Below are 25,489 nucleotides of genomic sequence, written 5' to 3' on the forward strand. Positions count from 1 at the left end.
CTGTTTTCCCCCTCTCCAGAGGAAATACTGGAGGATTATAGCTGTGATTGACTACCCAGGCAACACCAAGCGCTTGGATTGAAAGACGATTCTCCAGTCTAGTGTTTCAGAAGACATTACCTCGGCCGTATTCTCGGCGATGCGTCCCAGGAATTGGTAAGAAGGTACGAAATCCGCCTTTTCGAGCTCGTTCCTGAGGTTCTCGAGATGTGCGCTCATGGCCTCGGACCTCTTCGCTATCTGCTCGAATTCCCCCTGAGTCCGGATGCCGTAGAACGCCGCGCCGAAAGCAGGGAACACGGCGCTGCAAAGAGTGAGCCAGTCGGAATGCCAGAAGAAATGGGCGGTCGCCGCGAAGAAAGTCAGCCCAAACAGTCCCATGCCAATTATATGCAGTGTGCCATGGATCCTGTGAAACCGGGGAGAATTTCGTCTATGGTAATTGATCTGTCCGGTTATTTCCTGATCCGACAGGAAGTCCCTGTAGGCGACGAGGTATTCTCTGTCTATCCTGGCGCCGACCATCCCGGCCTCGCGTACTATCGCCCTGAAATGCCAGTTCACCCACGTGCTCCTCGGGTCTCCGTACGTATCGTGCGCAGGCACTCTGAACGCAGGCGTCGTGAGGCCGAGCGGTGTAAGGAACCTTAGCTGCCTCAGCTGCTCGGACAAGAGCCTGTAGTCTATCCACCTCTCGTGCCATCGTTTAAAATTCCCTACCACGGTTATCCCGATTATCAGCACGATCAGTGCCAGCTCGCAGACTATCCAGCGAGTACCGAATCCCTCCGTGGTCGGGATAAGGAGAGCGAAGAAGACCGCGAAACCGGCCATCAGGTAATTGGCCACAAAAGAGCTCCTGTATATATTCGAATAATAGTTGGCGAGCTTGTCAGCCCACGTGTAGTGCAGAAGGAATTTGTCGTTTATCTGCCCCTTCACGGATTGCGGGAAGTCCGGACACGCATCCCAAACCTTCCGCCACTCTTCCGCAGTCTCCTCCTCGAAGTCCCTCACCCTGAATCCCCCGGTGTCTATCCTTTCGCCGCTGAAAATATTGCAGAAAGCCTCGAACAAGAATCCCCACGTCCATGCGGGCTGCTTCTCGTTGAAATACGTGCGGCTGAGGTCGGGTTTCTTCGGGTACTCGGGCTTGAGGATTCTCTTCAGTCTGAGCTCTAGCTCACGCAGGCCCACTTCCCTGAACCCTTCGTATTCCCCGCCCATGAGCACCATTACTTCATGCGGTGTCGCGGAGCTGATCCAGACGACAGGGATTTCGTTTACGAGCGATTCCCTGACGATCTGACCCGTGCCCCCCTTCCCTTTCGCATCCTCCCCGTCCCATATAGCGATAAGCACGTCGCTCTGCGCGAGCACCATACGGCCTACCGTCTGATATGCCTCGTTCTCGAGATCGGGCGTCGCCCGGGAGCCGTCGAGCTCGAGCACCGAAGAAGCGTTCCCCAGCACCGTGCGGTATTTTCCAAGCGACTCCCCGTCAGTGAAATCCTTTTCGTATTCATGCCGGTCGAAGGGAAGCGGGCACTGGAGCTCATACCCTTCCGCGAGCGCAGCTTCGGCCACGAGCATGTCCGCCCCCTCGGCGAGTGGCGATATAAGCCTTAGTATGGGAGGTCCCCCGTCGGTATACAATGATTCGAAAGACGATTTCACCTCGCGGGCGACATCGCTCACGTGCTTCAGGACCTCTTTCACCTTCATCCCGAGCAAGTCGATATCCGCCCTGTCGAGGCCGCTAGGACGGTGACCCGTAACGCCTACCCTGACCGCGAGGCGGGCTTTCGGCGGAGATTCCGTTTTATTTATTGCGTTCATTTCATTCTACCCTTTAGGCACTTCTATGGGCACGTTCCTGTGGGTCCAGAGCCAGTCACTGTTCTCCAAAAGCGCCTCCCTGCCCACGGCGATGAGTATCCTTTCCGGCGGCACTTTGCCGACCTCAAGCTCCCTCTTCGCAGAGGCGTAAGTCCGCTGTGCGAGGCTGTACCTCCTTTCGAGCTCGTCGTAAGCCTTTTTATTCTTATACGCCTGGGCCGCGACTCCTACCGCTGCGATCACACCCAGGAGTATCTGGAAATTATTTATAGCCTCGCTGTTCCCCACCCCCGCGAACAAAACATACATGCCGTAGACAAGAGCGACCAAAAGAGTCAATACAAAGGACAAAAACATGATATTCCCGAACTGTCGCGACCTTACCAGGAGCGGCCTTTTCTTCGATCCGAAATAATCGAGCTGGGATTGTATCCACAGCTTCTCCGTGATATCCAATGATGTCTCTTTTCTCCGAGAAGGCTCTCCATCACCGCCTCTCAGAGTCATTATCTCGATGCTCCTCACGGCCTTCCTGATCCATGTGAGCAGTCCCTCGTACTTGCTCAGGTAATGCGAGGACACGTTCTCGTTTATGCCGCAGAGCGTCCAGAAGAACTGCACTCTGAGCCCTTCGGCAAGCGCCCTGTAGTCGAGGAAACGGTCCTCGACCCTGTCCCTCGAGGTCTTTTTTACCAGGAGCGCGATCGCGGGGATGAGCCCTATATAACACAGGACCAGGTAAGAGCTCCAGTCGATGAGACCATAGAGAACAACGGCTGCAAAAAAGAGGACGTAGATCCAGTTGATGAGGCCCGCTGTCTTTTTTTGATATAACTGTGACAGAACATCCGCGCCAGAGTATAGGCAGATTATTTTACGGAGCGCAGGGTCCCCGGATATCTGCTCGTTATCCGATTCGCTCTGCAGAAGATAGTGTTTGGATTTCATAAGATCTATTTCACCGCGGTCGTCAAAATAATTCTTTATATCGAGGTTGAAACCGTCGATCCTTTCCATTATGCCAATGAATGGCGATCTTTCATATCCGTCCGTGATACCGGCAACGTTCTTTGTAAAGACAGAATCGTAGAGGTTGTCGAGGAGTCCGCTTACAGATTGGACAAGACCGAACAACTTGCTGGATACCGCTCCATAAACGGCGCCGGTTAAGCTGCGGGGTTTCTCAGGGCCAGCGGTCCCCGGTGGCGGAGCATCGTCGGGCGGGGCGTATTCCACTTTTGCCCCGGGACCAGCCGGGTCTATAGAGATTATCATGCTGCTGTCCATTGTATCCAGTCCGGATTTCGTCCCCCTGAGCGAGTACTCACGCGTTATGCCGCCATCACGCATCCATCTGATTATGCTGGCCGTCGCATCGGGCTCGCGCATGTCGCTACAGCCGGAAACTGCGATAAGAATTTCGCTGTGCTCGGCGATAAATGCGGCGGCGAAAGTATCGGTCATAGCCTGATTCTCCTCCGTGCCGTAACCCGCTTCTCCGAGTCTCGACCTCATCAGCGACGGGATATCGACCGACGAAGATGCCAGGGCGAGAAGCTCGGAGAACTCTCCCCTGCTCTTATCGTCCGGGAGCGCGTCCCGGTATTGAGCGGGCGGGAACGCGAGAACAGCTATAAGCACAGCGGAGAGGTGCTCGACCGCGAGCTTCGTAACCAGACAGTCTTCACTACCTGCAAGGGAAGATATAACGATGAACGGGGAGTTGGGAAACGTATTCCTGAGCCTGACCATCTCCGGGATCATCAGAGCCGAGATACTCTCCCGATCGGGGGGATCGCCCTTCCGGCCGCTAATACCAACAACAATCGGGATAAGATAATCATCGCTTATAAGCGGCATATTCGAGTGTTTTCGCTGATTCCGCTGTTCGCTCCGGAAAATCGACAGTATACCGGGGGCGTCTTTCCAATTGAATTCATATGATTCGATCGCGCAGTCCGCACCCTCTCCGCTGAAGAAATCTGGTCCGTCGGGCCTTCAACAGGCAAGTCCCCGTCCTCTGCGACGGCTCCCGCATTCACATCCGGCTCTCCTACCAATATACGATCGAACGGAGTTAAAGTTCCCGGATGCACCGGCTTACCCGAATTAACCATAGTGCGGCAATTACGCATTTGATACTTATTCCCCGCTTAAGCGAGCGATATTACAATTCTAATAATGCGTGAATAATAATTCAATAACGCTCTCAAGCAGGCTGATACCGGATGCCGGCATGGAGAAGCCTCTTCCGTGGTTCGCCACCGAGACATATCCCCCTGTCAGGGCAGGAACGGGTGATGACGGACACAGACCCGGCGCATATATCGGCAAAATGAATAATACTGTTGCCTAAATCGACCGTCACCGGATATAATTGAATGAATTATGCATCGAGTGTCCGTATAAGACCCTCAATACCGGAGGAAGCACCGTTATGAAAAAACAGAAGCTACTGATTCTTCTACTACTGGCGGCAAGTCCCTTTATTCTGACAGGGTGTCTCGCGGCAGCAGCCGTCGGAGGTGCGGCGGCAGCGGGCGCAGGCACGGTTGCATATATAAAAGGCGAGTTAAAAGCCACTGAAGAAGCATCTCTAAACAAGACATGGGCGGCGACGGTGGCCGCGGTCGACGATCTCCAGTTCATCGTGATCAACAAGATAAAAGACGATGTTTCGGGGGAGCTCGAAGCAAAGACAGCCGACAATAAAACGGTAAAGATAAAACTGAACAGGGTCACTGACAATCTGACCGACATCTCTATCAGGATAGGCACTTTCGGCGACGAAAGTCTTTCGCGATACATCCTCAGCAAGATTGAGGCGAGGCTCAAGTAAATCAGGGCCCGAATCCGCACCAGCACGGAATGAAAACATGCGGTACATACCGGCTGCCGAATGAAATCAAACCCATGGATTGATCCGGGACTCAAGACCGATTGAATGATTTCCCGTGAAAAAGCCTTACGGATTGCAAGGGACTGGATTGATTCCTGGAACAGGCACGACCTCGATTCAATCATGTCCCACTACTCCGAAGACGTCGTGCTTATCTCCCCTATTGTGATAAAGCTCCTGGGTGATGATTCCGGAACAGTCATGGGCAGGGACGCTCTGAGAGAGTACTTTAAAAGGGGGCTAGAAGCGTTTCCCGAGCTCAGGTTCGAGATGCTCGAGGTCTTCACAGGCGTCGACAGCTTGGTGCTTTATTACAGTAGACAAAACGGACCCGTGGGGGCGGAGGTCATGGAATTGAACAAAGATGATAAAATCAGGAAGGTCATCGCCCATTATGACCATGCAAAATGAGCTTGAGCACAAAATCGACCCGGAAAAATCGGGGTTTTCACAGAACTTTAACAATATTTTTTCTCCCTATTGCAAAAAAAATCCTAAAATGTTACCATGTGCGAGTCTGCTTTTTACTGATATCCGCTTTATACCCCTGATGAACTGCAATTTCTTCACAAAATCCATCACTTCTGTTGAAATACCTCTTTAACAATGAAACACAACTCCGATGTTCATATAAATATTTTTAGCGTAGAAAAAATTTTTCCCAGTATAACATTCTGTATTTACATGAATTTATTTTCGGATAAATGCGAGTCGACAAATACCCCCTTGACAACCACAACATATTGTGGTTCAATCGATTCATAGCACAATATATTATGTAATTTTACCCAGAGGAGGATGTCCAGATGTCTTCTGAGAAACTCAGCCCGACGCAGACGAACGGAAACGGCCATGGGACGAAGCTGATAGAGAAAAGCCCGGAACCTGAAATCGAATTACAAGCGGCTGAAAACACCCCGGCGGAGGAAGAAGAATTTGTCCAGAAGACGGAAGGAGTTATGGACATCCCGGAAAAAACCCTGAAAGCGTTTGGCGGCGACGAGCTGCGCGCAAGGGTTTTCTACGAAAAGTACGCGCTCAGGGACAAGGCCGGCAGGATCGTGGAGCTCACCCCGGAGGACATGTGGAGGAGGGTGGCGAGGGAAATAGCCTCTCCCGAGAAATCTAAAGAGCTGAGAAAAGAATGGGAAGACAACTTCTACTGGCTCCTTTCGAATTTCAAGTTCATCCCCGGAGGCAGGATCCTCTTCGGCGCCGGTCAGAACAGACGGTCCACGCTGCTTAACTGCTACTTCATGCCGATCAAGGAGGATTCGATCGAGGGCATTTTCGAATGGTGCAAAGAGGCGGCGAGGACATACTCGTTCGGGGGCGGCGTAGGGACAGACATATCCATACTCAGGCCCAAGGGCGCGCCCGTGAACAATTCGGCTATCTATTCCACGGGGGCGGTATCTTTCATGGACCTCCTCTCGACGACGACCGGCACCATCGGCCAGGCCGGAAGACGCGGCGCCCTTATGATAACGATCAACGTCAACCACCCGGACATACAGGAATTTATAGATGTTAAAAACGACACGGAAAGGTCCCGGGTCAAGTTCGCGAATATATCGGTCAAGATCTCGGACGAGTTCATGCGCGCCGTCGAGGAAGACAAAGACTTCGAGCTCAGGTTCGAGAACGAAAAGGTAAAGTACTCGAAAACCGTCCGCGCCAGGGACATATGGGAAAAGCTTGTAAAATCGGCATGGGCGTCTGCCGAGCCGGGCGTAATATTCTGGGATGCGGTGAAGAGGTATTCCCCGACCGAATACTCCGGAATGGAGGTAAACGGCGTCAACCCATGCAGCGAGCAGGCACTCGAGGATTACGGCAACTGCTGTCTCGGTAACGTCAACCTCTCCCCGTTCGTCAAAGACGCATTCACGGAAGAAGCCGCTATCGACTGGGAGAACCTCGAAAGGGCCTTCAAATACTCGGTCAGGTTCCTCGACAACGTGCTCGATTACAACATGAACAAGCACCCGCTCACGTATCAGACAAAGGCGTCCACGCACTCGAGGCGCATCGGCGTGGGCTTTACGGGCTTCGGCGACATGCTCTCGAAGCTCAACATCAAGTACGACACGCCCGAGGCGGTCGAGTTCGCGGACAAGATGTTCGAGCACATCAAGAACACCGTATACGAGGCCAGCTCCGACCTCGCGACCGAGAAGGGCAGTTTCCCTGCTTATGCCAGGGACACCCACCTGTCGGGAACATTCCTGAGAACGATCGACGAGCGTGTGCTCGACAAAATCAAGAGCCAGGGGCTCCGGAACGCCTGCATACTTACTGTGCCGCCGGTGGGCAGCGGTTCTGTGCTAGCTGGAACCACGAGCGGCGTAGAGCCGATGTTCGCGCTCTCGTACTTCAGGCGCTCCAAATCCCTTTCTAAAGGCGAGTTCAAGGTATACCACCCGCTCGTCGATGAGTACATGAAAAAGTACGGCCTCGAAAGCGAAAAAGAACTGCCTAAGACTTTCATAACATCGCACGAGATCGAGCCCGAAATGAGGGTGCGCATGCAGGCCGCGATACAGAAGCACATCGATTCCTGCATTTCCAGCACCGTCAACCTCCCGACCGACATCACGCTCGACGAGGTGGAGAAGATATACTTCCTCGCGTGGAAGCTCGGCTGTAAGGGCATTACCGTTTACAGGGAGGGCTCGAGAGAGGGCATACTGGTCACTGAGGACCAGGCGAAGGCCCAGCAGCAGACTAAAGACGAAACAAAGCTTCCGACCCAGACCCAGGACGAGGGGATGAAAAAAACCCATCACCCCAACCCCATCTCATCCCTTCGTCCATCCTTACTGCCGGAAATAAAGCCTATAAAAAGGCCGCAGTTCCTGCAGGGGTTCACGGAGGTCATAAAAACGGGGTACGGAAATCTCTACGTTACAATCAATACCTACGACGGGAGGCCGTTCGAGGTCTTCGTCCAGATCGGCAAATCGGGGTATTCGACGATGGCCGACGCCGAGGCCACGGGGAGGCTGGTTTCACTCGCGTTGAGATCGGGTGTGAGCGTAAAGGACGTAGTGGAGCAGCTCGAAGGGATCGGGGGCTCGTCCCCTGTCTTCTCCGAAGGTAAGCTCGTTATGTCCATACCGGACGCGATAGCGACCGTATTAAAGAAACACTTCGTCCAGTCGGCCGAGAACCCGGCGGAATCGGCAAAGCGGGCTGTGGATCTGAACCTCGAGCGCTGTCCCGACTGCGGAGACAGGGCGCTCGCGTTCGAGCAGGGATGCATGACCTGCCGAAGCTGCGGCTTTTCCAAGTGCGACTGACAGATTAAAAACCCTAGAAGAGGATGATGTTAAGCAAGAGGCCCGATCCCCCTAAAGGTTGGGTTCCTTGCTTTAATAGGATATTTTATATAATGACTTTTCAATCCCGCCCGCGGGTAACGATATGACGGCTGAACAAAAGAAAGGAAGTATTGTAGCCGGGCTCTTCTGGATGCTCGTCATATCCATTCTTCTTTTCTGGATACCCACCATAGGCCCCCTCATAGCCGGAATCGTGGGAGGGAAGAAGTCGGGCGGCGTGGGAAATGCAATACTCGCTGCTCTTCTCCCGGCGATCCTGATGGGCGTTCTGCTCTTCTTTTTCGGGTCACTCCTCACGGGCGCCCCTCTGATCGGCTTCGTGGCGGGCATGGGCGCGTTCGTTCTCGTAGTCTCGAACGTAGGCCCGCTCCTTATCGGCGCTATAATCGGGGGACTCCTCGCCGATTAGCCTGAGCTTGTCGTTCCACGCTCATAGCCGGAATCGTGAGGTTAAAGGGTTACCGGAGTCTATCTGAGAAAACTTTCCAGATGATCCTTGATATCAGAATTGGCGAGCTTCCACAGTGCCGCCTTCTCGATCTGCCTTATTCTCTCCCTCGTGAGGTTGAACTTCCTGCCGATCTCGTCGAGGGTGTATGTGCTGTGCTGGTCGATCCCGAACCTGAGCCTCAATATCTCCTCCTCCCTCGGATTCAATAGCATGAGGGCTTCTCTCAGCTTGTCGGTGAGATCGGATTTGGCTACGAGGGAATCGGGAATAACGGTATCGTTATCCGCGATGGAATCGAGGAGCGTCGTCTTCTCCCCGTCGAGTATAGGCGTGTCGAGGCTGATTGCGTCCTTTGTGGACCTCAGTATGCGCTTGACAACCTCGACCGATATGCCGGATTTGCGGGCTATCTCCTTGGGGGTGGGTTTTCTGCCGAGCTTTTTCGACAGGAGCGCATTTACCTTGTAGACCCTGTTGGCCTGCTCGAGGAGGTATACGGGGACTTTAATAGTCCTCGTCTGTCCCTGAAGCGCCCTCAGTATCGCCTGGTGTATCCACCACGAAGCGTATGTCGAGAACTTGAAGCCTTTTCTGTGGTCGAACCTTTCGACCGCTCTCATGAGCCCCATATTCCCTTCCTGTATGAGGTCGGAAAGCGGGAGTCCCCTGCCCATATACTTCCTCGATATCGTGATGACGAGCCTGAGATTCGCCTTTACGAACCTCTGTTTAAACCTTTTTGCGTTTTCCGAATAGACCCTGATAAACGCGTGAAGGCTCTTTATGCGTTTCTCGATATAGCCGTTCTTGAGTCTTTTATGTCCGTTCCTGTGGCGCGCAGAGCCGTTCATCTTTAACTTTCCGTCAGCCAATTTACCGACTAGGCTCACGAGCTCCCTCGACCTCGATTCGCATTTCTTTATTTTCGCCGAGATCTCGACCTCTTCCTGTGCGGTGAAAAGTGGCTCGACCGACATGTCCTTGAAATAGACGTAGAGGAGACGGAGCTGCTCGTCAGGCGTATCGTCGGATTTCGACTTCGAGCTTATTTTTCCAGAACCGTATTCATTTTCATTCCCCTCGTCCCTGGAATAGCTGTCCTTGAAATTTATGGATGAAACCTCGTCGTCATCCCTCTCGAACTCAACATACTCGCTTACGGATACAGTTTCATCGAACTCGTTGTATTTTGTTTCCATATCTTCATCCTTTTAAGAATATTCAATTGCTGAAACAAAACCGAAGGTGTTCCCGGGGATTAAAACTCAATAACAAGCTTTGGGAAAGAAAGGGGCGGGAAATTACCATTCCTCCTGATACTAAATCCGGCACATAAGTAGCTTTGCTTTTAAACAATCCTCTACCGTATACCAAGCAATTTCTTCGAATAACCAAAACGTCCTGCCTTCCGGTTACCGCCAATTCTATCAAATTCTAAAAACTATTGCAACCTACTTTGCCGAAGCGTAATTAGAAGCCACCTGCTTCCAGTTAACGACGTTCCACCAGGCCGCTATGTAGTCGGGTCTCCTGTTCTGATAATGGAGATAATACGCATGCTCCCAGACGTCGAGGCCGAGGATCGGGGTCAAACCTTCCGAGAGCGGGCTGTCCTGATTGGGGGTCGAAGAAAGTACCAATTTCCCGCTTTTGTCGACAGAAAGCCAGGCCCAGCCGCTCCCGAACCTGCCGGCAGCCGCCTTCGAAAACTGGTCCTTAAAGCCGTCGAATCCGCCGAAAGCGGATTTTATGGCGTCGGCAAGCTCTCCCGAGGGCTCCCCCCCGGCCTTAGGACCCATTATTGTCCAGAAAAGGCTATGGTTCGCATGCCCCCCGCCGTTATTCCTGACAACGGTCCTTATGTCTTCAGGCACCGCGTTCAGATCCCTGATCAGGTCCTCCACGCTCTTCTCCGCGAGCGCCGGGTACTTTTCCAGGGCCGCATTCACATTGTTAATGTACGTCTGATGGTGTTTTGTATGATGGATTTCCATGGTGCGGGCATCGATATGAGGCTCCAGGGCATCGTAACTATAAGGAAGTTTCGGTAATTGATACGGCATGGTTTCTCCCCCTAAATTAAAATTTTTTTCAAATGGAGAACCGATGTTTCAGGTATTTCACATTGAAAAATAGCTCTACAGCAAAGAACCTTGAATCAGAATGAGCCGGGTTTCAGGACCCGTCCAATCGATTTATTTTAACCAGTAATACCGGCCCTGTCAAAGCTTTTTCAGCGCTGCGTCCGCCCCGATTTTTATCTTCGGCTGAATTTACGGTATATTAAATGTGGCTCCGGGTACTCAAAATTGACAGAATCCTCTACAGCTGGTAATTTTTACCATATAGTAATTTGTATATCCTGGATTCATAATATCCATAATAGGGTACAATAATGCAGGTAACCAAAACGCTCGACTACGCCGTAAGATCTCTCACTTATATGGGGCACGAGCCCATAGTCAAACACAGCATGAAGGAGATTTCCGAGCACCAGCACATACCCATTAATTATCTTGCAAAGATCATGAGAAGGCTTGTCAAGAAAGGTATCGTCAGGTCTATGGTGGGACCTGATGGCGGCTATACACTCCGCAAAGCCCCGAGGGATATAAGCCTGCGGGACATTTATGAAGCGATAGAGGGAGAGATAAGGGTAGTGGACTGTATGGATAAAAGCGCTATATGTCATTTACACGAATCCTGCCCTCAGCTCCCGGTTTGGGACAGGGTACAGCTATCCATGGTAAAAATTCTGGAAGAGACGACGCTGGAGCAGATGCTTTCGGACAGGGGCCTGCACGGCTTTACCAGGGTGAATTAAGGAGGCTATATATAATGAGTATCGATTTGGAGAAATTGGCCGAGCAGGAATATAAATACGGATTCTTCACGGACATCGAGCAGGAGATCGCCCCCAAAGGACTCAGCGAAGACACGATAAGGCTGATTTCAGGCAAGAAAGAAGAGCCGGAATGGCTCCTCGAATGGAGATTGAAGGCGTATAAGCATTGGCTCACGATGAAGGAGCCCCGCTGGGCCCATATATCATTCCCGCCTATAGACTATCAGAACATAAGCTATTACGCTGCCCCCAAGGCCAAGGCGAGGCCAAAGAGCCTTGATGAGATAGACCCGGAAATAAGGGCGACGTACGAAAAGCTCGGCATTCCCCTTGACGAGCAGAAGATGCTCGCCGGGGTCGCCGTAGACGCTGTTTTCGACAGCGTGTCCGTAATCACTACCTTCAAGGAGAAGCTCGCTGAGGCGGGCGTTATATTCTGCTCTATTTCGGAAGCGGTACAGGAGCACCCGGAGCTCGTAAAAAAGTACCTCGGGTTCGTTGTGCCCCACAACGACAACTTCTACGCCGCTCTCAACTCGGCGGTATTCACGGACGGCTCGTTCGTATACGTCCCCAAGGGCGTCCGGTGCCCGATGGAACTTTCGACCTATTTCAGAATTAACGCCGAAAGCACGGGGCAGTTCGAAAGGACGCTAATAATCGCGGAGGAAGGAAGCTACGTGAGCTACCTCGAGGGGTGCACGGCTCCCAAGAGGGACGAGAACCAGCTCCACGCAGCGGTGGTCGAGCTCATTGCCCACAAGGACGCGACGATAAAGTACTCGACTATCCAGAACTGGTACCCCGGCAACGCAGAAGGCGAAGGCGGAATCTACAACTTCGTCACCAAGAGGGGAAGGTGCGTAGGCCGGAACTCCCATATATCGTGGACACAGGTGGAGACGGGTTCGGCTATCACATGGAAATACCCGAGCTGCATCCTGGAAGGCGACGGCTCCGTCGGGGAATTCTACTCAGTTGCGCTGACAAACAGGCGCCAGCAGGCGGATACAGGCACGAAAATGATACACATAGGAAAAAATACGACGAGCACGATCGTATCGAAAGGGATATCGGCGGGTCACGGACAGAATACATACAGGGGACTCGTGCAGATAGGAAAGGACGCGTCGGGAGCGCGAAACTACACGCAGTGCGATTCGATGTTAATCGGAGACAAGTGCGGTGCGCACACGTTCCCGTACATAGAGGTCAAGAACTCGACGGCTAGGATGGAGCACGAGGCCTCGACGTCGAAGATCGGCGAAGACCAGATCTTTTACTGTCAGCAGCGCGGTCTGTCCGCCGAGGACGCGGTATCGCTCATCGTGAACGGCTTCTGCAAGGAGGTCTTCAAGGAGCTCCCGTTCGAGTTCGCGATCGAGGCCGAGAAGCTTCTGAGCATAAGCCTCGAGGGTAGTGTTGGATAATAACTGCCGCCCGGAATAATTACCTGTAAAGAAAAAGCTAAGGAGACAGGACATGCTGGAAATAAGGAATCTGCACGTGAGCGTCGCAGATCAGGAAATAATCAAGGGACTCGACCTCAAAGTGAATGCCGGGGAAGTGCATTCCATAATGGGCCCGAACGGCTCGGGGAAAAGCACACTGGCGCAGGTGCTCGCAGGCCGCGAATCCTACGAGGTCACGGAAGGGGAAATCATATTCGAGGGGAAAGACCTCCTCGGGCTCGCTCCGGAAGAAAGGGCGTGCGAAGGGATATTCATGGCGTTCCAGTACCCGGTCGAGATACCGGGCGTTGCGAATACGTATCTTCTGAGAGAGGCGCTCAATTCTATCCGCAAATACAGGGGTCTCGAGCCTCTCAAGCACGTGGAATTCGCGAGGCTCGCCAAGGAAAAAATGGGAATCATGGGAATGGCCGACAATCTTCTCAAACGCTCCGTCAACGAGGGGTTCTCGGGCGGGGAGAAAAAGAAGAACGAAATATTCCAGATGCAGGTGCTCGAGCCCAAGCTCGCGATACTGGACGAGACCGATTCAGGGCTCGACATCGACGCCCTTAAAATAGTGGCCGACGGCGTAAACGCCCTGAGGAACCCCGAGAGGGCGTTCATCGTGATCACGCATTATCAGAGGCTTCTCGAATACATAGTGCCCGATTTCGTTCACGTGCTGGTAAACGGGCGGATAGTCAAATCGGGCGGCAAGGAGCTCGCTCTAGAGCTCGAGGACAGGGGCTACGGCTGGGTGGAAGAGGAAGCGAGGAAAGCGGTCAACAATTAAGGAGTATTTACCGGATGGGCATTATCTTCAGCAAAGAAAACGACGGTTACATGAAGGGGTTCGAGGAATTCAGAAAGGACGCCGCGGGTAAAGGGATACCGTGGGTTGAATCGCTCCGCGAGGAAGGGATCAAAAAATTCATTGAGCTTGGGTTCCCGACTCCCGAAAACGAGGATTGGCGGTTTACCAACGTAGCACCGATAGCACGAACAGCATTCAGCATCGAGAAGAACGGCCACAAGCAGGTTGCCCCAGCAGCGCTGGACAAATATACGTTTCCGAAATTAAAAACGATAAAGCTCGTTTTTGTGGACGGCTCTTATACTCAGGAGCTCTCCGATGTATCGGTCCTGCCCAGGGGCGTCGAAGTAATGAGCCTCGCTTCCGCTTTAAGCGGCGAAGAAGAGCTCGTAAAAAAATATCTTTCGAAATACGCCGATTTTAAGGACGAAGCGTTCACCGCGTTAAATACGGCCTTCATGCAGGACGGGGGCTTCATATATATACCCCGCGGCACGCGCCTGAAAGAGCCCGTGCATCTCCTCTACATCACGGTCAAGAGCGATAACGCCACGATAACCAACCCGCGAAACCTCGTAATTGTCGAAGACAACTGCGAGGCCAACATTATCGAGCATTATGTCTCTCTCGACGAGGGCGTATACTTCTCGAACGTGGTGACTGAGCTCGTGGTCGGAGAGAACAGCTCGGTCGGCCACTACATGATAGAATGCGAGAGCAGTAAGGCTTTCAACGTCTCTACGCTCCGCGCGCAGCAGGGGAGAAGCTCGAACATCCGCTCCCACTCGGTGCTCCTCGGAGGCGCTCTCGTAAGGAACAACGTCCACCCCGTGCTCGCCGGCGAAGGGTGCGACTCGCTCATCAACGGGCTCTACATGTCGACGGGCAGGCAGCACATGGATAATTACATGAAGGTCGAGCACGCAAGCCCCCACTGCGACAGCAGGCAGTTCTATAACGGCGTGCTGGACGGGAAGTCGAGGGGAGTATTCCACGGGCGCATCATAGTACACAAGGACGCGCAGAAAACGGACGCGAAGCAGACCAACCGCAACCTCCTTCTCTCGGACAGCGCGCAGATCGACACGAAGCCTCAGCTCGAGATTTACGCCGACGACGTAAAGTGCACTCACGGCGCGACCATAGGACAGATGGACGAGAACGCCGTATTTTACCTCCGCTCGCGAGGCATCGATGAGACTTCGGCGAGGGATCTGCTCCTGAGCGCCTTCACGAGCGGCACTCTCGAAAGCATGCAGCTTGAAGAGATAAGGAATTACTGCGAAGCGCTCGTAGCCGAATGGTTCGCCCGCAGAAAAAGCGAAACCGATTGAGATAATATCCCCCGAAAAACCCGGGAAACGCGCTATGGCCGAGTATCAGAAGATAGCTAAGACCGGAGACGTCCCGCCTGGCGAAGTCAGGTCTTTCCCCGCGGGGAGCGAGATGATCGCCGTCTGCAACGTGGACGGCAGGTTCTATGCCTTCAGGGACGAATGCACGCACCAGGCGTATCCCCTTTCGGACGGCATGCTCGAAGGCAGGAAGCTCACCTGCATCTACCACGGCGCCGAGTTCGACGTCGAAACGGGTGATGCCCTCTGCCTCCCCGCGACCGACGCGGTCGAGACCTACGACGTAAAAGTCGAAGGGGACGATATTTACGTCCTGATCGAGGATTAAGTTCAGTTATTCGCACCTGATTACGTAATCCCGATACAGCCGTAACTTTAGCAATCCGATACAAAATCGGCCCATCGATATAAATTCGTAATAGAGTATTCTCTTAATATGGCAATCAAGCTAAAACGCGCCTACGATAAGCCCGAACCGGACGACGGAATCCGCATACTGGTAGAAAGGCTCTGGCCTAGAGGGTTGTCCAAGAAAGACGCTCATGTTGATGAGTGGCTCAAGGATATAGCTCCATCAACAGAGCTCCGCAAGTGGTTCTCACACGACACAGCGAAGTGGGAAGAGTTCAGGAGGCGATATCATAAGGAGCTGCATAACAACCGGGACGCGGTAAAGAAGCTCTTGGATATTACGGAAGGAAAAGATGTCACTTTCGTCTACTCCTCGAAAGAAGAACGGTACAATAGCGCTTCCGCGCTGAAAGATTATATAGAAAAGCTCGGCAAATTTAAGTAGCCTGCTGTGCTGCGAGTCTGACGCCTGTCTTGATAACCTGTTCGTATTCCGCGAGCTTTCTCAGACTCACTCCGTGGTTATCAACGACTACGTAATGACAATACCTGTCGTTCCAGCAGCCAGTATTGAAATACTCGACCCCGTCCCGCCTCATATTGAAAGCCCTGTGCGTATGTCCGCAGAAAACGACATCGGCTTCCTGAAGTCTGCCGTACTCGAGAGCCCCGTCGGTCACGATGTTCGACGACCGCTTCCACGCCCTGTTCTCGAAGCAGAGCCGGTGGAAAATGTCTTTTCCGAGCACGAGGTCTATCCTCTGCAGCAATCTGTATAGCTCCCCCGCGCACGAGGCGAGAAACGTCTTGTTCCTGCTGTAGAAATCGAACTGGTGTCCGTGGATCGCCAGAAGTTTTTTCCCGTTCGACGTCCACTCGAATTCTTTCTCGGCTCGAATATTCAGAAGAGAGGGGATCGTATCGTAAAGACCTTCGTCGTGGTTCCCTTCCACCCAGATTATCTCCTTCCGGTGAGACATGCTCTTTACGAGATCGAGGAACTCCCATTCTTCGTCCCGTAGCCTTTCGATACTGGGCTTATCGAACAGATCCCCCAGGATTATCAGTCTGCTGTAACTCGCCGACCTGATAAACACGGACAACTCCCTGGCCCTGTTATAGAAGGAGCCGAGGTGTACATCCGAAACAATGAGTGTAGTCATATTCTTCCCGCCAACCTCCTTTTTTCGTATCTCCGACCGCATACCTTCACCCTTGTTGCCGCTTCATCCTCAAAACCATCATTTTTCATCATGCTAATGTTATAAAGTACGCAGTTTAAGGGAGTATTAGGGTTGGCTTAAGGAATTGTTAAAAAGGGTAAAAAATTAGGAAAAACTCCTATTTTTCGGAATTATTAGAAGTGAAATTTAAGGTTGTACGAGAAGTTCGGAAGTCTGGTTCCCTGAAAAACGGAAAAAGAGGGCGCAGGGCTCAAACCCTCCGCCCTCCAAAACTCAAAATCACTCCTGAAGCGTGAATACCTCCGTACACATATTCGGGGGATCTTCACAATCGAGCGTCAGCTGATCTTCCCCAGGACCGCATGTCAGTGTGCACTCATGACCGTTCTGACCAAAAATTATCAGGTTGTCGCTGTTAGATGAAAAGACTGTAGGTTCCAGGGGAAGCTGCATGAACTTGACATCGCCAGGGTTCGCACCGAATCCCGTAACTGTCAATTCGCCGCTGGTGATATCAGATACAGTAAAAGTCCCAATACCGCATCCGGCGCTCTGACTATTGTAAGTACCCACTTGAGCGCATGGTTCAACTGGCGGAGGCGTAGGGCTAGGCGGTCCTTCGCACATAACACCTTTACTCACAAAAAAACGATACTCGTGAGCATTCGATTGTCCACCAAAAAAAAAGGTACGGAAAGTAATCGTGGTTCTAGAGGCATATTTCCCCGTCCCAGGTGGACCGCATTTATAAGGCAAAGGCGATTCAGCGGACGACCCGGTTGGGTCAGTACCAATCCTCAAAGGCTGTTCGCCGAGATACAAAACAGGGGCCACGGAAAAATCTCGATAAATAAGTTGTTCAGTTATTTGTATGTTGTCTTGTTGTCCCTGAGCAAGAAGATTGGCAGTAAATGGGGAATTAGCGGGATGTATATCAGGAACGCCGCTAACAGTTAAAATTAATCCGTCAGCTGCTTCCGAGAGGTCTGAAAAATGGCTCAGCTCACCCGAAACTGTAGTCGTGTTTTCATCCGCATTGACGTCCTGAGTAAGATTCGCCAGTACCTCGAACTCCCCGTTTGAAGAAGTGAAGAGCAAGGCTCCCTCTGTTGCAATCGAGCCGTCACCCTGCACCGGTTTCTCGTCCAGAAGAAAACTGGCGGTCACAGGGACATTAAACTCGATGCCGTCGGGCTCAAGATTATATGTAAACTGCGGTTCCAAACCATCGGATTTGGCACGAGCTTCACCCCCATTAATGTCCGTTATCGTAATCTCCGTATCTTCCGGGAGTGCCCCGGGCGGGAATGTAAGCATAAGCCTCCCGTCCTTGCTCGTTATAGTTCCCCCTTCGGGTCCGATCACTTCGCTAACACCCCCTCCCCCATTTCCTCCGTTTTCCTCACAGGCGAAGAAAGAAAATGCAAACAGGACAACAAAGCATATCAATGATAATTTTCTCACGGTAATCCCCTCCTTAATTTTTTTTAGCTTTGTTTCCCGCGTAAAACGGGGAGGAATAACTCGGACAACTTCATCATATGAGCATAATACCGTCTGATAATTGAGCGAATACAGGGCGGTTTAGCAGATAGTCTGCTTTTAGTCCGTTATGCCGGATCGGAAGATGAGTAAATGGAATGTGGAACATGAACCTTGCCCTAAGCCGCGAATATCCCTCTTGCTCCAATTATCACACCTAAAGGGATTCAGTGTCAATATGGCATTTCTGCTTAATAAAAATTAAAGCTGAAAAGAGAATACTGTCAGTTTTTATCCGTCACAGCACCTTCGGACGCCGAGGAAACGAGCTTCGCATATTTTGCAAGCGCGCCCCTCTCCGCCTTCGGTTTGGGCTTCTTCCATGCCGTGAGGCGCCTCTTTATCTCGCTTTTCGGGATTTCGAGATTTATCTCACGCTTCAGGGCGTCGATGGTTATGGTATCGCCGTTCCTGATTACGGCGATAGCCCCGCCGTCAACTGCTTCAGGCGTGATGTGTCCCACGACGAATCCGTGGGTCCCTCCCGAGAACCTCCCGTCCGTGATCAGGGCCACGTCCTTCCCCAACCCCTTTCCCATGACCGCGGATGTCGGCGAGAGCATCTCCCTCATGCCGGGCCCGCCGCGGGGGCCTTCGTAGCGAATCACTATGACGTGCCCTTTTTTAACTTTCCCCGCCAGTATCGCTTTCAGCGCCTCTTCTTCGGAGTCAAAAACGATCGCCTTCCCGGTGAACGAAAGACCTTCCTGTCCGGAAATCTTCGCGACCGCTCCCTCGGGGGCCAGGTTCCCCCTCAGTATGACGATATGGCTGTCCTTCTTGAGGGGATTGCCGACGGGCCTTACTATCTCCTGACCCTTCGGATAAGTCCCCGCCCCTTTCAGGTTCTCCTTCACCGTGTTACCTGTTACCGTAAGGCAGTCCCCGTGAATGAGCCCTTCGTCGAGAAGGGTTTTCATGAGCGGGGTAAGGCCTCCGATCCTGCAGAAGTCGGCCATCATGAACCTGCCGCTCGGCTTGAGGTCGGCGAGCACAGGAACCCTCTTTCCTACGCGCGTAAAGTCGTCGATAGTGAGCCTGACGCCGGCCGCGTTGGCCATCGCAAGGAGATGCAGCACCGCGTTCGTAGAGCCGCCGAGTGTAATGACCACAGTAATCGCGTTCTCGAACGCCTTGCGCGTCATGATGTCGCGCGGGCGTATATTATTCTTTATCATGTTAAGCACAGCCGCTCCGGCATTGATGCAGTCGTTTTTCTTCTCCTCGGATATCGCAGCCTGGGCTGAGCTGTTAGGCAGGCTCATACCGAGAGCCTCGATCGCGGAAGCCATGGTATTAGCCGTGTACATGCCGCCGCAGGAGCCGGGACCCGGGATCGCATGGGTCTCGATGCTCTTCAGCTGGCTGTCTGAAATATCGTTATTCGCGTGAGCGCCCACGGCCTCGAAGACCGATACGATATCGACGGGCTTGCCGTTATAAAACCCAGGCATGATAGTCCCGCCGTAGACGAACACGGAAGGCCTGTTGAGACGCGCCATTGCGATTACGCACCCGGGCATGTTTTTATCGCATCCCCCGATCGCGACTACGCCGTCGAACCCTTCCGCCCCGGCGACCGTCTCTATGGAATCCGCTATCACCTCTCTCGAAACGAGCGAATATCTCATCCCGGGCGTGCCCATCGATATACCGTCCGAGACGGTAATGGTGTTGAATATGATTGCCTTCCCGCCCGCTTTGTCGGCCCCGTGCGCGGCGTCGAGCGCGAGCTTGTCTATATGCATATTGCAGGGTGTCACCATGCTCCAGGTGGACGCTATGCCGATCACGGGTTTTAAAAAATCCCTGTCCTTGAAACCCACCGCCCTCAGCATGGAGCGGTTGGGTGCCCTGTCGGCTCCTTCGACCACTATAGAGGAAAACTTCCGCAGCTTATCCGGCTTGCCCGCCGGACCCGGTATCTTTTTCAACACGAGCCTCCTGTCTAAACTGTCACGAAGATTAAGTTATTATCAACGCAATCTTTTTTTATGTCAATTTTGACTCCCGCGCAAAAACTAATTGAATCTGTGCCCCTGCGCGGGCTATCATGTTAATAGAGGGCGTATTAATGAATGGACGAAGGTTCTCCGGCAAATTCGGAATCTGAATCCAATCCAGTGCCGGGGAGGCATGCCATGAATGCACTTATAGTGACCGTTCTTGCGGGAGTCATCGGTACTGCGGGCATGAGCTTGATTCTGTGGGGTATAACGCGCTCCGGAATCGCAAACGCCGCGATGATAAGGGCGATCGGGAGTTTGTTCACACAGTCCTATGAAAACTCTTTCGGACCCGGCCTCGCCGTACACTTCATCGTCGGTATAATCATCGCATTCATTTATGTCGCATTGATAAGTCTGTTAGCGCCGACTTCTCTCGCCGGCACGATCGCGCTCGGAGGTATGATAGGGTTCGCACACGGGATCGCGTTCGGATTTACTCTCGTGGTCGCCGTAGCCGAACACCACCCTTTAGAGCAGTTCAGGCGGGCGGGCCTCGAGGTGGCAGTGGCGCATTTGTTCGGGCATGTCGTATACGGAGTCCTGGTGGGAGCGGTCGTCGGCCTGACGGGTGTAAGGTTTTTCGGCTGATTGAGCGGAGGGACGAATACCCGCGTCACGGATTATTAGAAACCGCCGACCGTATATCGTGAGCGGTCGTTCAAACTGCGCTATTTACCCACCGTGATCTCGACCCTTCTGTTCTTCTGTCTGCCTTCGGGGTTATCGCTTCCGTCGGGGTTTGTATTCGGGGCGACAGGCTCGGCTTCTCCGAGACCTTTGGCGATAATTCTGGCTCCATCGACTCCACCAGACTCAACAAGCCAGGTTTTGACCGAATCCGCACGCTTCTCCGAGAGTTTCAGGTTATACGAGTCGGAGCCTTTCGAATCCGTAAAACCCTCGACGACGACCTTCGAGTCGCCGTACTTGTTAATAACCTCGGCCACGTTTTTTAGAGTAGGCTCGGCTTCCTTGCGTATATCCCACTTATCGAAATCAAACAGTATGTCTCCCGAAAGCTCTATTTTGATTTCGGTGTCTGTTTCAGTCATCTCGAGTTCCTGCACCCCGCCCTTCGTATCAATGACCTCGCCGCCGATGTCCTCCGTTTTAAACTCGAGGTCAACCGTTTCAAAAACAAGACCGACCGGCTCACTTTTTAACTCCGATTGTGCGGCGGAATCACGGGATAAAATAAGTACGCCTGGAATTGCGGACACCAGGAATATTAACGATATTAGTAACGACAGCGGGGACCTCAACATAAGCCTCCTGTCATTTCACTATCGCTACGTCTTCGATTGGCGGCGCGCCGGGGAGGTATATGGTAATTGTCTCTACGCCTTCGGGAGGCGCAGGGAATTTGGCCCAGGCGTTCTTCGATTCGCCCGCGCCGAGAACAAAATACTTAAGATTGGTCCCGAGAGGCTTCCCTTCGGTGTCTTTGACTACAAGGTACTTCTTGTTATTGGCAGTATCCACGAAATAGACATGCTCTATTACGTCATCGTGATCGAACTTGCCCACGCGCGAGATATCTATCGGATCTGACCCGCTGTTCGAGTATTTAAACTTGAGGGTTAAAGTGCCTCCCGACGTGAGCTTGGCCTCCTTGAATTCGACAGTGACGTTATCCCATTCCGTATCCTCGACAACCGGTTCCGGGGCTGCCTTTTGCGTCTCCTCTTTAGAATCAGCCGGAGGCGCCTCGTCCTGCGCTTTTACGGCCGCCTGGACTCCGGAGAAGCAAAGAAACAGAGTAAAAAATAATAAATACATTCTGCAATGCGTATTCGATATTATTAAGCTCATTTGTTCCCTCCCGAGTCTCGGTTTAAGACCCGCCTAAACTCCGACCGCAAGACCGATTATGTGTTCATTATACTACTTTTGCAATCACAATTGATATACTTTATTTCTGTTTCAAGAACGGATTATCCGGGATAGGAGGAAAATCTTGAAAAGTCATATAACCCTCACAAGAGCGCTAATATCCTGTCGATCTCTCCGAAAGTCTTTATAATTTCTTCTTCGGTGTTGTAAAAATGAGGGGCGAGCCTGAGAGCTCCGCCCCTGTTGTTGACCACGATATACGATTCCCTTAATTTCTTCTTCAGCTCCACAGGGTCGAAATCCCCCGAAAACGACACTATCCCTCCCCTTTCATTCCGGCCGCGCGGCGTCCTGAGCCGGAAGCCCCTGCCCTCCGCTTCATCCATTATCAGATCGCAAAGGTCCCTGACCCTGTCCCCTATCCTCTCGATGCCTATTTCGAACAGCATGTCCAGGGCCGCTCCCAATGCCCTGATGCCCATTACGTTGAACGACCCTTCCTCGAACCTGAGTGCGTTCTCCTTTAGAGTGAAATCTATATTCTCAAAGTCGTAATCGCTCTTTACCGATTTCCACCCGATCAGATTCGGCATTAATTCCGATGCCAGCTCCATACGACAGTAGAATATGCCAGTGCCCTCGGGAGCAAGGAGCCACTTATGGCCGTCGGCTGCAAGGAAATCGATTCCTGATTCCCTCACGTCCATGGGGACGACGCCCAGGCTCTGGATGGCGTCCACAAAAAAGAGCGCCCCGTGACTGCGGCATATGCGGCCTAATTCCCGGAGGTCGATCATGAAGCCGTTTAAAGATTGAACGGAGCTCATCGAGACGAGCCTCGTGCGCTTGTCAATCAAGCCCTCGATGGCTTCTAGCCGTACGCGGTCGTCCTCGAGCGGGACAAGCCTGACCTCGACCCCTTTTCTTTTCAAATCGAGCCAGGGATAGACGTTTGACGGAAACTCCTTCTCGAAGACAATAACATTATCCCCTTCCTTCCAATCGAGCCCGCCTGTGACTATGGAGATGCCGTGGGAAGTGTTTTTTATGAATGCGATTTCGTCTTTCCCGGCGCCCACAAGCCTCGCCGACAGAGCCCTCACCTCCTCTACCCTTTCCATCCACCGATCATAGCCGAGAATGGCTCTTTCGGAGGCTTCTATCAGGAATTTTTCGACCTCCTTTATCACCCTGGCCGGCACGGGCGCGACGCCTGCATGGTCAAGATAAATGGCCGTCTTCACAATAGGAAACTCCTCCCTGTATCTCACGGTCCAATCCCTGTCAGCACCTTTGTGCCCATTATCGTTCATAGGAGGATAAACCTAACGCATACATTGCCCCCTATCAATTGCATAATACAAAAAAATTCTATTTGACAAAGTACAAAAAACGTGCAATAGTAAGCTCTTTGAAGTAGATTCTTAGGAGGAATCGAGCTTTATGCAGGGTAAAGTAAAGTGGTTCAACAGTTCCAAAGGTTACGGGTTCATCCAGTCGGATGAAATAGGGAAGGACGTATTCGTTCACTACAGCGTTATCGAAGGCGACGGATACAAAAGCCTTACCGAGGGTGAAACCGTAGAATTTGATATTACAGAAGGGCCGAAAGGACCCCAGGCTACAAAAGTAGTCAAATTGAGCTCGGGCCAGGCCTGATAGACATAACGATTTACGAATAGCAAGCGCGTTCTCTTTCCAAGAAGGCTCCATCAACATTGCTAAGACGTATTTCTTTGTCCGTTTTTTTTGACGTAAACGGACACGCCTCTCGCCGCTTACTTGACAGAGTAATCGAATGCCCGCAATATTTTAATAGTGTGCTTACGAGAAGGGAATTCCTTAGAAACATCCTTGCGGGAACAATCGGAGCGTTATCAGTTCCGATTCTAGGCCTCTACGAAGGCTCCAGATTCAACTTCGCCCAGCTCGAATACAATGGGGAGTGGGACCCGAGACCGAGGGATTACAAGAGGCTTATGAGCGCACTCGAGCTGAGGACGAGCATTATCGCCTCATACGAGAGAAAGATCCTGAGGCTCGCCGACGCCGACCTTTTTAATTATCCATTCCTTTACATGGCGGGCGACGAAAGCTTCGAGCCGTTCACGGAAGATGAAAAAAGGAGATTGAGGAAATACCTCAAGCTTGGGGGGACGCTCGTAATAGACGATGCGTCGGGCACCGAAATATCGCCATTCGATACGACCATCAGGGAGGAATTAAAGAAAATACTCCCCGAAACCCCTCTTATGCGCCTGAATCAGGACCACGTCGTCTACAAATCCTTTTATCTCCTCTATTCGGCGAGCGGGAGGATAATCCTGAACCCTTATCTCGAAGGCATCACGTTCGGGGATGAGGACAGGACGGCCGTTATTTATTCGAGGAACGACCTGGGCGGGGCGTGGTCTGAGGACGAGTTCGGGAAATGGGAGTTCGAGTGCCTGCCGGGCGGCGAATCCCAAAGGGAGCTCGCGTTCAGGCTGGGGATCAACCTCATACTTTATGCGCTTACCGGAAATTATAAGGAAGACCAGATACACATCCCTTTCATAAAGAGAAGGCAGCTCTTATAGGAGCCGGCCCGCCGCCGCCGCAAGTGGAAAAGGGTCCGGAATCCGCGGTGACGGCACATTACATCGGTTCGAGCTGAATCACGGCGAATACGGCTTCCTGGGGATCCGTCATAACGGCAAACCGTCCGACTCCGGGTATGTCCATCGGCACTTTGCATATTCCACCGCCGAGAGACCGGGCCTGATCGACAAAAGCGTCGCAGTCGTTAACCGCGAAATAAACGAGCCAGCTGGGAGGCACGTCTCCCCGGTTCTCGTCTATTTTCATCATTCCGGCAGCTGGCTTTCCCCCGTTCATGAAAACCGTATAGATCATACCGCCCATATCGTGCTCCTGCGCCGTCCACCCGAAGAGCCCGGTATAGAATGCTCCTGCTTTCCCAGTATCGTTCGTCATGAGCTCGTTCCAGCATAGAGCACCGTGTTCGTTCACGATACGGGCGCCTATGTGCTTCACCGGCTGCCACAGTGACAGGGCAGCACCCGCAGGATCGAGGATCATAGCCATTCTCCCGGCATCGAATACATCCATCGGTCCGACTATCACCTCGCCGCCCAATGACTTGGTTTCTTTAACGGATTCATCGACATTTGAGACGGATACATAGCTTGCCCAGTGTGTTGGAACGCCTCGTTCCTCCTGCTCGTCCCACATCTGGTACATTGCGCCAACCTCTTTTCCGCTGAGGGAAGCCATTGTATATACCTTATCGTCGCCGATCGGCACGTCCGTATAACTCCAGCCGAAAAGCTTCGAATAAAACCCCTTTGCTATATCGGCGTCTTTCGCCACAAGCTCCGGCCAGCAGAAAGTCCCCGGCGCGTATCCTGTCATTTCACTCATTTCTGGAAGCCTCCCGGATATTCAGGATTTCAATACGTCAAACGATAACACAAACAGGTTAACGCGATATGAAGCTCAATGAGTATAACTCACCCAAAAAAAGACTGGGGGTGATTTTTGAATCACCCCCAGTAGCCAAGAAGGAC

At 52.3% G+C, this 25,489-nt stretch carries 24 protein-coding genes; 13 read left to right on the top strand and 11 right to left on the bottom strand.

The window, feature by feature from the left end; translation table 11 throughout:
• Nucleotides 1-51 precede the first annotated feature (51 nt).
• Both AB1598_08205 and AB1598_08210 read right to left on the bottom strand, forming a co-directional pair.
• A complete protein-coding gene (locus AB1598_08205) occupies nt 52-1,839 on the bottom strand; it encodes a DUF4231 domain-containing protein (GenBank protein MEW6144981.1) in 1,788 nt (595 codons plus the stop codon).
• 6 nt (nt 1,840-1,845) lie between these two features.
• Nucleotides 1,846-3,603, bottom strand: a complete 1,758-nt coding sequence (locus AB1598_08210) for a hypothetical protein (protein MEW6144982.1) — start codon at nt 3,601-3,603, stop codon at nt 1,846-1,848.
• Nucleotides 3,604-4,276: 673 nt separating this feature from the next.
• On the opposite strand from AB1598_08210, the gene AB1598_08215 reads away from it, so the two are divergent.
• The 4 genes from AB1598_08215 (at nt 4,277) to AB1598_08230 (ending at nt 8,491) form a co-directional block, all read left to right on the top strand.
• On the top strand, nt 4,277-4,678 hold the full coding sequence (locus AB1598_08215; GenBank protein ID MEW6144983.1) for a DUF3568 family protein: 402 nt from the start codon (nt 4,277-4,279) through the stop codon (nt 4,676-4,678).
• A 105-nt stretch (nt 4,679-4,783) separates the two neighbouring features.
• Complete coding sequence (locus tag AB1598_08220; GenBank protein MEW6144984.1) at nt 4,784-5,149, top strand: nuclear transport factor 2 family protein; 366 nt, start codon at nt 4,784-4,786, stop codon at nt 5,147-5,149.
• A 395-nt stretch (nt 5,150-5,544) separates the two neighbouring features.
• Nucleotides 5,545-8,040: an adenosylcobalamin-dependent ribonucleoside-diphosphate reductase gene (locus AB1598_08225; protein MEW6144985.1), complete on the top strand. Its 2,496-nt coding sequence runs from the start codon at nt 5,545-5,547 to the stop codon at nt 8,038-8,040.
• Between the two features lie 124 nt (nt 8,041-8,164).
• Nucleotides 8,165-8,491 carry a hypothetical protein gene (locus tag AB1598_08230; protein ID MEW6144986.1) on the top strand — a complete coding sequence of 109 codons (327 nt, stop codon included), beginning with the start codon at nt 8,165-8,167 and terminating at the stop codon, nt 8,489-8,491.
• A 59-nt stretch (nt 8,492-8,550) separates the two neighbouring features.
• Here AB1598_08230 and AB1598_08235 read toward each other — a convergent pair whose 3' ends face one another.
• On the bottom strand, nt 8,551-9,732 hold the full coding sequence (locus AB1598_08235) for a sigma-70 family RNA polymerase sigma factor (GenBank protein ID MEW6144987.1): 1,182 nt from the start codon (nt 9,730-9,732) through the stop codon (nt 8,551-8,553).
• Nucleotides 9,733-9,984: 252 nt separating this feature from the next.
• The gene (locus AB1598_08240; protein MEW6144988.1) at nt 9,985-10,596 is read right to left on the bottom strand and encodes a superoxide dismutase; all 612 of its coding nucleotides are present in this window, start codon (nt 10,594-10,596) and stop codon (nt 9,985-9,987) included.
• Between the two features lie 332 nt (nt 10,597-10,928).
• On the opposite strand from AB1598_08240, the gene AB1598_08245 reads away from it, so the two are divergent.
• The 6 genes from AB1598_08245 to AB1598_08270 all read left to right on the top strand — a co-directional run bounded on the left by AB1598_08245 (nt 10,929) and on the right by AB1598_08270 (nt 15,797).
• On the top strand, nt 10,929-11,357 hold the full coding sequence (locus AB1598_08245; GenBank protein ID MEW6144989.1) for an Rrf2 family transcriptional regulator: 429 nt from the start codon (nt 10,929-10,931) through the stop codon (nt 11,355-11,357).
• Nucleotides 11,358-11,371: 14 nt separating this feature from the next.
• Nucleotides 11,372-12,808 (top strand): Fe-S cluster assembly protein SufB, encoded by a 1,437-nt coding sequence (gene sufB, locus AB1598_08250; GenBank protein ID MEW6144990.1) that lies wholly within the window; start codon nt 11,372-11,374, stop codon nt 12,806-12,808.
• A gap of 52 nt (nt 12,809-12,860) precedes the next feature.
• Complete coding sequence (gene sufC, locus AB1598_08255) at nt 12,861-13,625, top strand: Fe-S cluster assembly ATPase SufC (GenBank protein MEW6144991.1); 765 nt, start codon at nt 12,861-12,863, stop codon at nt 13,623-13,625.
• 14 nt (nt 13,626-13,639) lie between these two features.
• Nucleotides 13,640-14,980 carry a Fe-S cluster assembly protein SufD gene (gene sufD / locus AB1598_08260; GenBank protein ID MEW6144992.1) on the top strand — a complete coding sequence of 447 codons (1,341 nt, stop codon included), beginning with the start codon at nt 13,640-13,642 and terminating at the stop codon, nt 14,978-14,980.
• 34 nt (nt 14,981-15,014) lie between these two features.
• The gene (locus tag AB1598_08265; protein ID MEW6144993.1) at nt 15,015-15,329 is read left to right on the top strand and encodes a non-heme iron oxygenase ferredoxin subunit; all 315 of its coding nucleotides are present in this window, start codon (nt 15,015-15,017) and stop codon (nt 15,327-15,329) included.
• A gap of 108 nt (nt 15,330-15,437) precedes the next feature.
• The gene (locus tag AB1598_08270; GenBank protein ID MEW6144994.1) at nt 15,438-15,797 is read left to right on the top strand and encodes a DUF488 domain-containing protein; all 360 of its coding nucleotides are present in this window, start codon (nt 15,438-15,440) and stop codon (nt 15,795-15,797) included.
• Here AB1598_08270 and AB1598_08275 read toward each other — a convergent pair.
• The 3 genes from AB1598_08275 to ilvD form a co-directional block, all read right to left on the bottom strand.
• Nucleotides 15,790-16,515 (bottom strand): UDP-2,3-diacylglucosamine diphosphatase, encoded by a 726-nt coding sequence (locus tag AB1598_08275; protein MEW6144995.1) that lies wholly within the window; start codon nt 16,513-16,515, stop codon nt 15,790-15,792. The genes AB1598_08270 and AB1598_08275 overlap by 8 nt on opposite strands.
• A gap of 300 nt (nt 16,516-16,815) precedes the next feature.
• Nucleotides 16,816-18,000 (bottom strand): hypothetical protein, encoded by a 1,185-nt coding sequence (locus tag AB1598_08280; protein MEW6144996.1) that lies wholly within the window; start codon nt 17,998-18,000, stop codon nt 16,816-16,818.
• 302 nt (nt 18,001-18,302) lie between these two features.
• Nucleotides 18,303-20,012, bottom strand: a complete 1,710-nt coding sequence (gene ilvD / locus AB1598_08285; protein ID MEW6144997.1) for a dihydroxy-acid dehydratase — start codon at nt 20,010-20,012, stop codon at nt 18,303-18,305.
• Between the two features lie 207 nt (nt 20,013-20,219).
• On the opposite strand from ilvD, the gene AB1598_08290 reads away from it, so the two are divergent.
• Complete coding sequence (locus AB1598_08290; protein MEW6144998.1) at nt 20,220-20,675, top strand: hypothetical protein; 456 nt, start codon at nt 20,220-20,222, stop codon at nt 20,673-20,675.
• Nucleotides 20,676-20,755: 80 nt separating this feature from the next.
• On the opposite strand, the gene AB1598_08295 is transcribed toward AB1598_08290, so the two are convergent.
• From AB1598_08295 to AB1598_08305, 3 genes are all read right to left on the bottom strand, one after another.
• Nucleotides 20,756-21,352 carry an OmpA family protein gene (locus AB1598_08295; protein ID MEW6144999.1) on the bottom strand — a complete coding sequence of 199 codons (597 nt, stop codon included), beginning with the start codon at nt 21,350-21,352 and terminating at the stop codon, nt 20,756-20,758.
• A gap of 10 nt (nt 21,353-21,362) precedes the next feature.
• Nucleotides 21,363-21,899: a hypothetical protein gene (locus AB1598_08300; protein MEW6145000.1), complete on the bottom strand. Its 537-nt coding sequence runs from the start codon at nt 21,897-21,899 to the stop codon at nt 21,363-21,365.
• Between the two features lie 164 nt (nt 21,900-22,063).
• A complete protein-coding gene (locus AB1598_08305; GenBank protein MEW6145001.1) occupies nt 22,064-23,164 on the bottom strand; it encodes an aminotransferase class V-fold PLP-dependent enzyme in 1,101 nt (366 codons plus the stop codon).
• Nucleotides 23,165-23,363: 199 nt separating this feature from the next.
• On the opposite strand from AB1598_08305, the gene AB1598_08310 reads away from it, so the two are divergent.
• The gene (locus AB1598_08310; GenBank protein ID MEW6145002.1) at nt 23,364-23,579 is read left to right on the top strand and encodes a cold shock domain-containing protein; all 216 of its coding nucleotides are present in this window, start codon (nt 23,364-23,366) and stop codon (nt 23,577-23,579) included.
• 161 nt (nt 23,580-23,740) lie between these two features.
• Nucleotides 23,741-24,499 carry a DUF4159 domain-containing protein gene (locus tag AB1598_08315; protein ID MEW6145003.1) on the top strand — a complete coding sequence of 253 codons (759 nt, stop codon included), beginning with the start codon at nt 23,741-23,743 and terminating at the stop codon, nt 24,497-24,499.
• 58 nt (nt 24,500-24,557) lie between these two features.
• Here the strand turns inward: AB1598_08315 and AB1598_08320 are convergent, their stop codons facing one another.
• The gene (locus tag AB1598_08320) at nt 24,558-25,343 is read right to left on the bottom strand and encodes a VOC family protein (GenBank protein MEW6145004.1); all 786 of its coding nucleotides are present in this window, start codon (nt 25,341-25,343) and stop codon (nt 24,558-24,560) included.
• Nucleotides 25,344-25,489: the final 146 nt, after the last annotated feature.

Source organism: Thermodesulfobacteriota bacterium (assembly GCA_040754335.1).
Lineage (GTDB): Bacteria > Desulfobacterota_D > UBA1144 > Nemesobacterales > UBA2774 > 2-12-FULL-53-21.

What these genes read in the sequence shown, in the direction of transcription:
- AB1598_08205 (MEW6144981.1), bottom strand. Translation starts at nt 1,839, where the DNA reads ATGAACGCAATAAATAAAACGGAATCTCCGCCGAAAGCCCGCCTCGCG.
- AB1598_08210 (MEW6144982.1), bottom strand. Translation starts at nt 3,603, where the DNA reads ATGATCCCGGAGATGGTCAGGCTCAGGAATACGTTTCCCAACTCCCCG.
- AB1598_08215 (MEW6144983.1), top strand. Translation starts at nt 4,277, where the DNA reads ATGAAAAAACAGAAGCTACTGATTCTTCTACTACTGGCGGCAAGTCCC.
- AB1598_08220 (MEW6144984.1), top strand. Translation starts at nt 4,784, where the DNA reads ATGATTTCCCGTGAAAAAGCCTTACGGATTGCAAGGGACTGGATTGAT.
- AB1598_08225 (MEW6144985.1), top strand. Translation starts at nt 5,545, where the DNA reads ATGTCTTCTGAGAAACTCAGCCCGACGCAGACGAACGGAAACGGCCAT.
- AB1598_08230 (MEW6144986.1), top strand. Translation starts at nt 8,165, where the DNA reads ATGACGGCTGAACAAAAGAAAGGAAGTATTGTAGCCGGGCTCTTCTGG.
- AB1598_08235 (MEW6144987.1), bottom strand. Translation starts at nt 9,732, where the DNA reads ATGGAAACAAAATACAACGAGTTCGATGAAACTGTATCCGTAAGCGAG.
- AB1598_08240 (MEW6144988.1), bottom strand. Translation starts at nt 10,596, where the DNA reads ATGCCGTATCAATTACCGAAACTTCCTTATAGTTACGATGCCCTGGAG.
- AB1598_08245 (MEW6144989.1), top strand. Translation starts at nt 10,929, where the DNA reads ATGCAGGTAACCAAAACGCTCGACTACGCCGTAAGATCTCTCACTTAT.
- sufB (MEW6144990.1), top strand. Translation starts at nt 11,372, where the DNA reads ATGAGTATCGATTTGGAGAAATTGGCCGAGCAGGAATATAAATACGGA.
- sufC (MEW6144991.1), top strand. Translation starts at nt 12,861, where the DNA reads ATGCTGGAAATAAGGAATCTGCACGTGAGCGTCGCAGATCAGGAAATA.
- sufD (MEW6144992.1), top strand. Translation starts at nt 13,640, where the DNA reads ATGGGCATTATCTTCAGCAAAGAAAACGACGGTTACATGAAGGGGTTC.
- AB1598_08265 (MEW6144993.1), top strand. Translation starts at nt 15,015, where the DNA reads ATGGCCGAGTATCAGAAGATAGCTAAGACCGGAGACGTCCCGCCTGGC.
- AB1598_08270 (MEW6144994.1), top strand. Translation starts at nt 15,438, where the DNA reads ATGGCAATCAAGCTAAAACGCGCCTACGATAAGCCCGAACCGGACGAC.
- AB1598_08275 (MEW6144995.1), bottom strand. Translation starts at nt 16,515, where the DNA reads ATGACTACACTCATTGTTTCGGATGTACACCTCGGCTCCTTCTATAAC.
- AB1598_08290 (MEW6144998.1), top strand. Translation starts at nt 20,220, where the DNA reads ATGAATGCACTTATAGTGACCGTTCTTGCGGGAGTCATCGGTACTGCG.
- AB1598_08295 (MEW6144999.1), bottom strand. Translation starts at nt 21,352, where the DNA reads ATGTTGAGGTCCCCGCTGTCGTTACTAATATCGTTAATATTCCTGGTG.
- AB1598_08300 (MEW6145000.1), bottom strand. Translation starts at nt 21,899, where the DNA reads ATGAGCTTAATAATATCGAATACGCATTGCAGAATGTATTTATTATTT.
- AB1598_08310 (MEW6145002.1), top strand. Translation starts at nt 23,364, where the DNA reads ATGCAGGGTAAAGTAAAGTGGTTCAACAGTTCCAAAGGTTACGGGTTC.
- AB1598_08320 (MEW6145004.1), bottom strand. Translation starts at nt 25,343, where the DNA reads ATGAGTGAAATGACAGGATACGCGCCGGGGACTTTCTGCTGGCCGGAG.